This window comes from Streptomyces sp. YGL11-2, from assembly GCF_050054615.1.
Classification (GTDB): Bacteria; Actinomycetota; Actinomycetes; order Streptomycetales; family Streptomycetaceae; genus Streptomyces.
Genome location: NZ_JBNHIN010000074.1, coordinates 23382 through 33569, shown reverse-complemented (window position 1 = coordinate 33569; position 10188 = coordinate 23382). Strand labels below are relative to the sequence as shown.

Below are 10188 nucleotides of genomic sequence, written 5' to 3'. Positions count from 1 at the left end.
CAAGATCCCCACCCACAACCACACCAACGACCAACCTGTCCAACCGTCACACCAAAGACCGTTGCAGTACTAGGGCGTGAGCCGGGCCGCCAGCCCATCGAGGACCCGGTCGAGCCCGTACGCGAAGTTGTCGTCGCGGATCCGCTGCGGGTGCACGTCCTGCTGGGCGGAGCTTCCCGCGCGCAGTCGCGGGTGCTCCCGCGTGGCTTCGTCGAAGGCCGGTCGCAGGCCCATCACCCACTCCTGCTCGGTCTTGCCGCTGCGGGCGATCTGTGAAAGGTACGCGGCTTCGGCGGTCGCGATCCCGATGACGTACGCCATGAGTGTGCCCATGGCCTGGTCCATCTCGTCCTCGGGGAAGCCCGCCGCCTCGAACTGCGCGAGCAGCGCCGACGACATCCGCATGGCGTTCGGACCGATGTGGACGAGGCCAACTTGGCCCAGTTCGGGGGCGATCCATGGGTGGCGCAGGGTCATGGCCCGCAGTTCGGTGGCCGTGCGGGTGACGGCCGCGCGCCACCGGGTCCCGTCGACGGCGGTCGGTACGTCCGGTTCGCCGTAGACGTCGTCCACGACCAGCTCGATCAGTTCGTCCTTGTTGGCCACGTGCCGGTACAGGGAGGTGGCCGCAGTGCCCAGGCGGGTGCCGAGCTTGCGCATGCTGAGTTCCTCGACGCCCTCCGCGTCCAGCAGGCGGATCGCTTCGGCGACGATCTGCTCGCGGGTCAGGTGTTCCCGCTGCCGGGGGCGCGGCCGGGTCCACACCGAGGCGGTCGGCTTCTCATCGGCTGACATGCGGCCCTCGTCTCTGCTCGTCCCACGGCCATCGTCTCCACCACTTTAGCGCACGCTGTACGCACCTTGCGTACAGCGTTACGCCATGCGTACAGTGTTCGCATCGAGAGAACGCCGTACGCAATCGCTGTACGCAACAGATGGGGCTGACATGTCGAAGAACGTGAGCTGGGACGCGCAGGGCAACTGGGAAGCCGAGGGCGACTGGGGGACCAGGGACTCGGCGGGCAAGAAGCTGGACCTCGTCCACTGGCAGAACCGCCTCGACGCACTGCGCGCCAAGCACCACGTCCCGGCCGCGTCCCTCGCGGTCCTCGTGGACGGGACCGTCCACGAGCTGGCCAGTGGTGTACTCCACCGCGGCACGGGCGTGACGGCGACGACCGACTCGGTCTACCAGATGGGCTCGATCGCCAAGATCTACACCGCCACCCTGATCATGCGGCTCGTCGAATCGGGCCGACTCGACCTGGACGCGCCGGTCGTGGACGTGCTGCCGGAGTTCTCGGTCGCCGACCCCGAGGCCACCAGGACGATCACCACGCGCCAACTGCTCAGCCACACAAGCGGTCTCACCTGCGACTTCACCTACGACAGCGGGCGCGGCGACGACTGTCTCGCCAAGTACGTCGAAGCCGCGAAGGACGTGGCGCTCGACTGCCCGCCCGGCACCGCGATTTCCTACAGCGGCATCGGGTACAACGTGCTCGGCCGGATCATCGAGGTGGTGACGGGCCAGGTCTGGGACGAGGCCCTCAAGGACCTGCTCCTCACCCCGCTCGGCCTCACGCACACGATGACGCTTCCCGAGGAGGCGCTGCGGTTCCGTGCGGCGATGGGGCACCTGGGCGAAGCGGGCCAGGACCCTGACCCGGCGCCGTCCTGGGACCTGATGCCGCGCTCGGCCGGCCCCTACGGCAGGGTCATCGCCACGGCCGGGGACGTCGCGCGGCTCGCGCAGATGCACCTCAACGGCGGTGTGGCGCAGGACGGCACGCGCGTGCTCTCCGAGGAGACGGTCGCGCTGATGCAGCGGCGCGTGGTCGACTCCCCCGACAAGTGGACCGTCAGCGCGGACGGTTGGGGCCTGGGCTGGACCCTGTACGACTGGAACGGCGTCCAGGGATACGGGCACGACGGCGCCTCGATCGGGCAGTACGGCTATCTGCGCGTGGTGCCCTCGGCGGGCGTCGCGGTCGCGCTACTCACCAACGGCGGCGGTGCGCGCGAACTGTACGCGGCGCTCTACCGGGAACTCCTCGCCGAGTTGGCCGGGGTGACGATGCCGGAGCCCTTCGCCCCGCCGGCCCAGCCGCCCGTGGTCGACTTCGCGCCGTTCGTGGGCACGTACCGGCGCGAGGGGGTGGTCATCACCGTGACCGAGCGGGACGGTGCGGGCCACGCGGTGTACGAGTTCGTCGACGGCATGAAGGACTTCTCCGAGCCCCTGGAAATAGACCTGGTACCGGTGACGGAGACGGTCTTCGCGGGGACCGGGGTGGGTGCGGCGTTCAGCGAGGACTACATGCCCGTGGTCTTCTCCACGCTGGAGGACGGCACGGCCTGCGTCTACATCGGCATGCGCTGCGGCCCCAAGGTCGCCTAGCGGGATCCAGGTGCTGCCCGCCGGTCGGCGCCAGCGCGGCCGGGGTCGGCACCCGGGTCAGGCGTCGAGCAGTGTCATCAGGACGGCCTGCGGGCGCGTACTGTTCGGTCCTTGCCAGCCGGTCGCGACATGGCCAAGGGCTCCCTGGCGCGGCAGTGGCGGATGCNGGCACCCGGGTCAGGCGTCGAGCAGTGTCATCAGGACGGCCTGCGGGCGCGTACTGTTCGGTCCTTGCCAGCCGGTCGCGACATGGCCAAGGGCTCCCTGGCGCGGCAGTGGCGGATGCTCGTCGACGGAGGCGAGGGCGCGATGGACGTGCAGGATCGTGCCGCCGGGTACGGGAAGGCGGGTACCGTCCCGGTCGTCGGTGGGCTTGGGCGTGAAGCCGTCCAGGTCGAACGGGGCGCCGCTGTGTGAGCGGGTCACCTCGTGGTCGCGGGTGTCCGTGATGCTCTGTGCCATCGCGGGTGCGTTGCCCTCGATCAGCGACAGCAGCTCGGTGACGAGCACCGGGTCATGGCAGCCGTCGTACGCCCAGCGCTTGCCCAGCACCCCGTGCTCCATCGTGCCGATGAGGGCGTGTTCGGCCCCTTGGGAATCAGTAGACGCGCTGCCCCGGGACGCATTCGTTGCCGGATGCCGCCGGTGACGTGCTGTCAAGGCGCTTGTGCGGAAGGGGCGGTGCCCGCTGTACCCGGTGTCACTGGCGGCGGCTAGGCTCTCGGCGTGACGCAGACAGCAGTTCCCCCAGGCTGGTATCAGGATCCGTACGGTGCACCGGTTGTGCGCTGGTGGGACGGCTATCGCTGGACCGAACACACCCAGGCGTCGCCGCCGCCCGCGCCGCAGGCCCCGGTGTACGCGCAGCCGGCCGTCCCGGCACCCGCGTATCCGCAGCCGCCGGCCCAGCAGCAGTATCCGCCGCAGGCGCCCGCGCAGCAGCAGTACCCGCAGGCGCCAGCTCAGCAGGAGCAGTACCCGCAGGCGGCGCCAGCTCAGCAACAGCAGTACCCGCAGGCCCCGGCGCAACAGCAGTACCCGCAGGCGGCGCCGGCTCAACAGCAGCAGTACGCGCAATCGCAGTACCCGCAGCCGCAGCCGGCCTATCAGCAGGCGGGCGGCGGTCCCGAGGCCCTGCTGTCGGCCGAGATCTTCAGGGTCGACCAGGACTTCAAGTGGGTCGACATCAGCACCAGTTACGCGGTCTGCGATCAGCAGGGCAACCAGATCGGTTCGGTCGCCGAGACCGGCCAGAACGCCGCTCGCAAGGCGCTGCGCTTCATGAGCAGCATGGACCGCTATCTCTCCCGCAAGTTCGAGATCCGGGACGCGGCCGGTGTCCCGTTCCTGGTGCTGAGCCGGGGTACCAAGGTCCTCAAGGCCCGGGTGGCGGTCGCCCGCCCGGACGGTTCGCCGATGGGCGAGATTGTCCAGCAGGAAGTGATCGGCCGGATCAGCTTCGACCTGGTGGCCAACGGCCATACCGTCGGGCACATCCGAGCGGAGAACTGGATCCACTTCAGCTTTACGATCACCGACCACACGGGTACGCCGGTGGCCCGGATCGCCCGGACGCTGCTCGACGTGATCCTGGAGGGCATCGGTGGCCAGGACTACTACTACATCCAGGTACTGCGTCCGATGGACGAACCCCTGCGCTCGCTTGCGCTGGCGGGTGCACTCACCGTGGACACCATGCTCAAGCCTGACAAGGACGGCAACGCCTAGGCCCTGACACACCGGACAGGCGCTTGGGCGCTGTCCGTGACATGGGCGTCGCGCCGGGGCGGTGCGGATCTTGCCGGGGTGAGAGCTCAGGCGCTCAGGTAGTCCGCGCGGCCTTGGCTGTCGACGTCGAACGGTTCCCGGGGGATGATGCAGAACTCATTGCCCTCCGGGTCGGCCATGACCAGGAAGCCGCCGGCGGCGAACTCCTGGAGGTGGAGGCCGCCCAGGGCCTCGATCCGTCGTTGCGCGGCGGGGGGGGGCGGAGACGTCGAAGTGAACGCGGTTCTTACCGCTCTTCGATCCCTCGATCCTCTGAAAGCCGAGCCCCGTGCCGCCGACTCTGGCCAGCCAGACGAACGGGCCGGTCCTGGCCACGATCGGACGGCCGAGCACCTCGGACCAGAACACAGCCAGCCGCTCAGGGGCCCGGTAATCGACGATAATGTCCTTAATCTGGGCCTTGACCCCGAATCCTGAACACGGGTTATGCGGCTGGCGTCAGCGTAGTTGATGTTGTTTCGGACGCTGTCTCGTAGGCGATCGGGCTGCGGTGTCCGAGGCCGGAGTGACGGCGTCTGGTGTTGTAGCGGTGCAGCCAGCGGAACGCGTCGAGGCGGGCCTTGCGCTTGCTGGAGCAGTGCTTGCGATCCTGGAGCGTCTCGCGTTTGAACGTAGCGTTGAAGGACTCGGCGAGTGCGTTGTCCGCCGAGCTGCCGATCGCGCTCATGGACTGACGGACGCCGGTTGTGTGACAGGCGTCGGCGAAGGCCCGGCTGGTGTACTGGGCGGATTCAACTGGTCGTCGCAACACCTCTGTGAGCTGGAGGTTTGTGGATGGGCGTGGGGAATCGGCAGCGGGCGGCGCGGGAGTATCGCGGGCAGATGCCCTCGCCGGGCCGGCCGAGCGTCGCCTGGCGTGAGGACCGGGTCAGATTCTGGCAGGCGATCGCGCGGGGGCTGAGCTCAGTGGGCGCGGCGGCCGCGATCGGGGTCTCCCCGGCCGTGGGGTCACGGTGGTTTCGTCATGCTGGCGGGGTGAATCCGTGCCTTGCCCCGACCACAACGGGCCGATACCTGTCGTTCGCCGAACGGGAGGAGTTCGCCCTGTTGTGTGCCCGTGACTTCGGCGTCCGTGCGATCGCGCGGCGTCTGGGGCGTTCGCCCTCGACGATCTCGCGGGAACTGTGGCGCGACGCCTCTACCCGGACCTACCACCTGGAGTACCGGGCCTCGCTGGCGCAATGGCACGCCGAGCGGCGTGCGCAGCGGCCGAAGACCGCGAAGCTGGTGGCCAACCAGCGCCTGCGCGATTACGTGCAGGACCGACTGGCCGGGACCCTCGTCCACGCCGTGGACGGTCAGATCGTCGAGGGACCGCAGGTGCCGCCGTGGAAGGGCCGGAACAAGCCGAGGCGGCAGGACCGACTCTGGGCAATGGCGTGGAGCCCGGAGCAGATATCGCAGCGGCTCAAAGTGGACTTTCTCAATGATGAGTCCATGCGCATCTCCCCGGAAGCGATCTACCAGGCCCTCTACGTGCAAGAACGCGGGGCGCTCAAGCGCGAGTTGGTCGCCTGCCTGCGCACTGGGCGATCGCTGCGGGTCCCGCGGGAACGCTCCAGGCAGAGCATCCGTGGTCACGTCACCGCCGAGGTGCTGATCAGCGAGCGGCCCGCAGAGGCCGAGGACCGTGCGGTCCCAGGTCACGGGGAGGGTGACCTCATTATCGGCACCGGCCGGTCCGCGATCGGCACGCTGGTGGAGCGCAGCACACGGTTCACGATGCTGCTGCACCTGCCCCGGATGGAGGGCTTCGGCACCGAACCACGTACCAAGAACGGGCCTGCGCTGGCCGGCCGCGGCGCCGAGGCTGTGAAGGACGCGATCACCGCCACCATCACCACGCTGCCCGAGCACCTGCGCAGGTCGCTGACCTGGGACCGCGGCACGGAACTGGCCCAACACGCCCAACTACGCGTCGACTCCGAGCTCCAGGTCTACTTCGCCGACCCGCACAACCCCTGGCAGCGGGGCACCAACGAGAACACGAACGGTCTGCTGCGGCAGCATTTTCCCAAAGGCACGGACCTGTCACGCTGGAACGCCGACGAGCTCCAGGCCGTCGCCTTCACCCTCAACAACAGACCCCGCAAAACCCTCGGATGGAAGACACCCGCCGAAGCCCTCAACAAGCATCTACTATCTCTCCAGGTAGCCGGTGTTGCGACGACCGATTGAGACCAAGCTGGGCGCCGTGGTCGGTGTGTATGACCGCTCCGGCGAGGCTGCCGCGGGTGCGTTCGGCGGCGGCCAGTGCGTCGACGACGGGACTTGTGCGCATGTGATCCGCGATCGCCCAGCCGACGAGGCGGCGTGAGGCGAGGTCGATGACGGTGGCCAGGTAGAGGAACTCCCCGCCGTCCACAGGGAGGTAGGTGATGTCGCCGACGTACTTCGTGTTCGCTTCTCTCGCGGTGACGTCGCGACCGATCAGGTCCGGGGCTTTCGCCGTGGCTGGGTCCGCGATCGTGGTGCGGTGTTTGCGACGTAGCCGCACGCCCGCCAGGCCGATGCTCCGCATCACGCGCGCGATCCGCTTGTGGTTGACCCGCTCGCCGTCGTCGCGGAGCTCGGCGGTGATCCTGGGGACGCCGTAGGTGCCGTCCGACTCACGGTGCACAACCCGTATCCGGGTGGCCAGCCGGGCGTCGGCCGCCTGTCGGGCGGCCCGGTCTGCGGCGGTGCGGCGCCAGTAGGAGAAGCTGGAGCGGGCGATGCCGAGGATGGTGCACAACCGCTTCACGCCGTAATGGTGCTGGTGGTCGGCGACGAACTGGAAGCGGTTCACCAGCGCGTCTCCCCGGCGAAATACTTGGCTGCCTTCCGCAGGATCTCGCGTTCCTCCTCCAGTTCACGGACCTTCTTGCGTAGGGCTGCGTTCTCCGCCTCCAGCGCCGTGGGCGGCTCGGCGGACGCCTCCGCACGGCGTCCCCGTGGCCGGCTCGCTCCGGCCGCCCGGACCCAGTTCCGCAACGTCTCCGGGTTCACCCCCAGATCAGCGGCGACCGACCTGATCGTCGCTTCCGGCCGCGACTCGTACAACGCGACCGCGTCCGCCTTGAACTCCGGCGGATAGTGCTTCATGACCACGGGACATCCGTTCTCCTGGACTCCAGATCCAAGTGTCTCGGGTGTCCAAGATCTGGGGTCAAGCCCCGTACGTGGTGCTGGACTACTTCTCCCCGCACAAGCACGCAGACGTCCGCGTCTGGGCGGCCGACAACGACATCGAGCGGGTCTTCCTCCCGACCTACGGCTCCTGGCTGAACTGGATCGAGGCCGAGTTCGGGGCCCTGCGTTACTTCGCACTCAACGGCACCGACCCTCGCAGCCACGATGAGCAGAACGCCGCCATCGCCGCCTACGTCCGCTGGCGCAACACTCACGCGGAACCGAAGACGAACTTCGCCCCCGACTCACCGATCCGCACCAAGACCCAATACCCGGCCCGGGTCGCCTGAGCGCCTTCACGCCCCGGGTTCCTCCACGATCACCAACGTGCCACGACTACCAGGGCCGACAGCGTGTCGCGCGCCTGCCGGTACCCGGTACATCTCGCCTGTCTCCACAGCGACCTCGGCGCCCTCCACCAGCAGTTCCAGCTGCCCGTCAAGCACGAGCAGTACCTCATCAGTGCCGTGAGCCTCTTCCTGGACCGGGCTGCTGTCCATACGCAGGACTTTCACACAGGCCGCCCCCACCTGTCCCAAGGAGTGGGAGCTCCAGGCAGCTGGCAGCGCGGCCGCTGTCTCGACAACGTTGATCGGACTCATCACATGCCTCCCAGCGTGCTGCTCGCACCGTGACGCAAGCAGCCCGCCCATCACATTCAACGGATGCCGGGAAGCTATCTGAGCAGCGACGATCACCGGTCGACCGTTTGGCAAAACCTCCAGCCGACCACACCTCGATTACCTGGCCAAGGCTGCGTGACGAACCACTAGCAGCGGCCTGCATGCGGCGCGTACGGCCGGAACCTGTGGGTCAGCGAAACTGGTCGACAAGCTTGCCGACCTTGCGAAGACAAGACCGTCACGCGGCTCGCCGAACTTGCCAGACTTTTCGCCCAGTTGACTACCACGGCTGCGCTGATGCGCGGTGCCCTCAAGGTCGGTGGTGCGACGTCCGTATCGCGAGTGCCGCCCATCCCTCCGAGGCTCGAACCGTTGTCTCTCGTCACGGCTGGAGTAGTGGCCACCAGGTTGAGGGATATCGAAGACGCGTGGCTCGCCGGTCTCGGCTGGACGATCGCACCATGGCGCGGCAGCCCCGCCCAGGCCGTACCCGCGCACATCAAGTTCCTGGTCAACAAGCTGCCATGGGCCGCCGACAGCTACGAATCCATAGGCCACGACGTCGAAGTCCTCCGCCGCCTACACGGCGAATGCACCGCCGCGCCGTCCGGCGAACGACGCCCTGATGAGGGCCTCCGAAAACGACCAGGGTTGCTCCATTTCCGCATGTGGTCTGGTGTCCAACGCGGTGGGGAAATTCACCGAGCATCGCCGGTCGGCGCCCAGGCGGCGCCCTCGCGCGGCTTGTCGAGGATGGCCAAATCCTCCTCGGTCAGTCGTAGGGTTCCGGCGGCGATGTTCTCCGCGAGGTGTGCCGGGTTCGTGGTCCCGGGAATGGCCAGCACGTGCGGACCGCGGTGGAGGGTCCAGGCGAGCCGTACCTGGGCCGGCGTCGCGTTGTGGGCGCGGGCGACGGAGCGGACGCGTGCATCGTACTCATGGCCTGCGGCTGCCTCGCGCCGCAGGCCGGAGACAGCGAAGTACGGGACGAAGGCGATGCCCTGCTCTCGGCACAGGTCCACCAACCCGCTCTCGTCGGCGCGGCGCCAGTCCAGGCCGTAGGAGTTCTGCACGCAGACCACCGGCGCGATCACCAGGGCTTCGGCCACGTGCTCTGGGCGGACGTTCGAGAGCCCGAGGTTCCGGATGAGGCCCGCCTGGCGCAGCTCGGCGAGGGCGCCGAAGTGCTCGGTGACCAAGGCCGTACCGGGGCCGTTGTGGCGCAGGTTCACCACGTCCAGGTGGTCCCGGCCGAGCTGGCGCAGGTTCTCCTCGACCTGGCCGCGCAGCTGGTCGGGGCGGGCCATGGTGAGCCACTCGCCGGAGGGATCACGCGCCGGGCCGACTTTGGTCACCACGACCACGTCGCCGTACCAGGATGAGAGGGCACGATTGATGAGCTCGTTTGCGGACCGCAGCGGCGAGAAGTAGAAGGCGGCCGTGTCGATGTGATTAACGCCCTGTTCGAACGCGCTGTGCAGCAAGCCAACGGCTACATCGCGGTCGATCGGTGTGCTGTCGGAGTTCCCCATCATGCCGTTGCCCGTCAACCGCATCGCGCCGTAGCCGATGCGATTCACCTCCAGGTCCCCGAACTTCCAAGTCCCGGCTGCCGCTGCTGGGTTCACCATGCTCCTTCGCCCGTCGGTTCGTCAGGTCCTGGAGTATGGGATGGTCGCGGCGTGTTGCGACAGGTCAACGCGCTGGGCGAAACGTCACACGCTTAGCGGGAACTAACCGTCACTGGACGGCCGTTGGACCTGTCGAGAGGGCGTCGTTCAGCGTCGTAGGTGAACACTCGCAGGTGAGCAGTCAGCGAGAGGCCGAACTGCCTCTCACTGACGCTCCTTGCAACGTTTCTGAGGTTTGCTACCCGAACGCGGACGTCACGTGAGACGAGATATGCGGCCTCTGGGGCGTGGCACCCCCTACGGGGCTAGAGGCGGAGTGGGACCTCGCCTGTTGCCATGAGGCGGTAGCTCCGTCTTCGTGCCGGTTGCTCCAGCCCGACGAGTGGGATGTGGCCCATTGGGCTTCCGCTGCGGCCTCTCGGAGATCATTGAGGACATCGCCGCGCTCAGCGACCAGAGCTTCGTAAATCGGCGTGTTACCGGACGCTATCTGTATAGCTTGCATATCGGATGCGTATCCCCCGTGTCGTTTCGGCCGCCCACTTGGCGGCCCCCTCGTGTCTACCACGGACTC

9 protein-coding genes and 2 pseudogenes are annotated in these 10188 nt (G+C 68.0%); 4 read left to right on the top strand and 7 right to left on the bottom strand.

Going from position 1 to position 10188, the window contains the following annotated elements; translation table 11 throughout:
• Positions 1 to 69 precede the first annotated feature (69 nt).
• Positions 70 to 795 carry a TetR/AcrR family transcriptional regulator gene (locus tag ACO1BR_RS40260; protein ID WP_426800067.1) on the bottom strand — a complete coding sequence of 242 codons (726 nt, stop codon included), beginning with the start codon at positions 793 to 795 and terminating at the stop codon, positions 70 to 72.
• 151 nt (positions 796 to 946) lie between these two features.
• Here ACO1BR_RS40260 and ACO1BR_RS40255 point away from each other — a divergent pair, with 151 nt between their 5' ends.
• Entirely contained in the window at positions 947 to 2401 is a 1455-nt protein-coding gene (locus ACO1BR_RS40255; protein WP_426800066.1) for a serine hydrolase domain-containing protein, read from the top strand.
• A 177-nt stretch (positions 2402 to 2578) separates the two neighbouring features.
• Here ACO1BR_RS40255 and ACO1BR_RS40250 read toward each other — a convergent pair whose 3' ends face one another.
• Positions 2579 to 3220 carry a maltokinase N-terminal cap-like domain-containing protein gene (locus tag ACO1BR_RS40250; RefSeq protein WP_426800065.1) on the bottom strand — a complete coding sequence of 214 codons (642 nt, stop codon included), beginning with the start codon at positions 3218 to 3220 and terminating at the stop codon, positions 2579 to 2581.
• Between ACO1BR_RS40250 and ACO1BR_RS40245 the strand changes: the two genes are divergently transcribed.
• Complete coding sequence (locus tag ACO1BR_RS40245; protein WP_426800064.1) at positions 3128 to 4129, top strand: phospholipid scramblase-related protein; 1002 nt, start codon at positions 3128 to 3130, stop codon at positions 4127 to 4129. The two genes, ACO1BR_RS40250 and ACO1BR_RS40245, sit on opposite strands and share 93 nt — an antisense overlap.
• A 203-nt stretch (positions 4130 to 4332) precedes the next feature.
• Here the strand turns inward: ACO1BR_RS40245 and ACO1BR_RS40240 are convergent.
• Positions 4333 to 4522 (bottom strand): annotated as a pseudogene (locus ACO1BR_RS40240) (VOC family protein); the annotation flags it as partial.
• Positions 4523 to 4613: 91 nt separating this feature from the next.
• Positions 4614 to 4937, bottom strand: coding sequence for an integrase core domain-containing protein (locus ACO1BR_RS40235; protein ID WP_426800063.1), 324 nt, complete (start codon positions 4935 to 4937; stop codon positions 4614 to 4616).
• A 26-nt stretch (positions 4938 to 4963) separates the two neighbouring features.
• Here ACO1BR_RS40235 and ACO1BR_RS40230 point away from each other — a divergent pair, with 26 nt between their 5' ends.
• Complete coding sequence (locus tag ACO1BR_RS40230) at positions 4964 to 6367, top strand: IS30 family transposase (RefSeq protein ID WP_426800062.1); 1404 nt, start codon at positions 4964 to 4966, stop codon at positions 6365 to 6367.
• Between the two features lie 7 nt (positions 6368 to 6374).
• On the opposite strand, the pseudogene ACO1BR_RS40225 reads toward ACO1BR_RS40230, so the two are convergent.
• Positions 6375 to 7279, bottom strand: a pseudogene (locus ACO1BR_RS40225) (IS3 family transposase); the annotation flags it as partial.
• Between the two features lie 41 nt (positions 7280 to 7320).
• On the opposite strand from ACO1BR_RS40225, the gene ACO1BR_RS40220 reads away from it, so the two are divergent.
• Positions 7321 to 7650 (top strand): transposase, encoded by a 330-nt coding sequence (locus tag ACO1BR_RS40220; protein WP_426800061.1) that lies wholly within the window; start codon positions 7321 to 7323, stop codon positions 7648 to 7650.
• A 6-nt stretch (positions 7651 to 7656) separates the two neighbouring features.
• On the opposite strand, the gene ACO1BR_RS40215 is transcribed toward ACO1BR_RS40220, so the two are convergent.
• Positions 7657 to 7962, bottom strand: coding sequence for a cupin domain-containing protein (locus tag ACO1BR_RS40215; protein ID WP_426800060.1), 306 nt, complete (start codon positions 7960 to 7962; stop codon positions 7657 to 7659).
• A 719-nt stretch (positions 7963 to 8681) separates the two neighbouring features.
• Positions 8682 to 9614: an aldo/keto reductase gene (locus tag ACO1BR_RS40210; protein WP_426800059.1), complete on the bottom strand. Its 933-nt coding sequence runs from the start codon at positions 9612 to 9614 to the stop codon at positions 8682 to 8684.
• Positions 9615 to 10188: the final 574 nt, after the last annotated feature.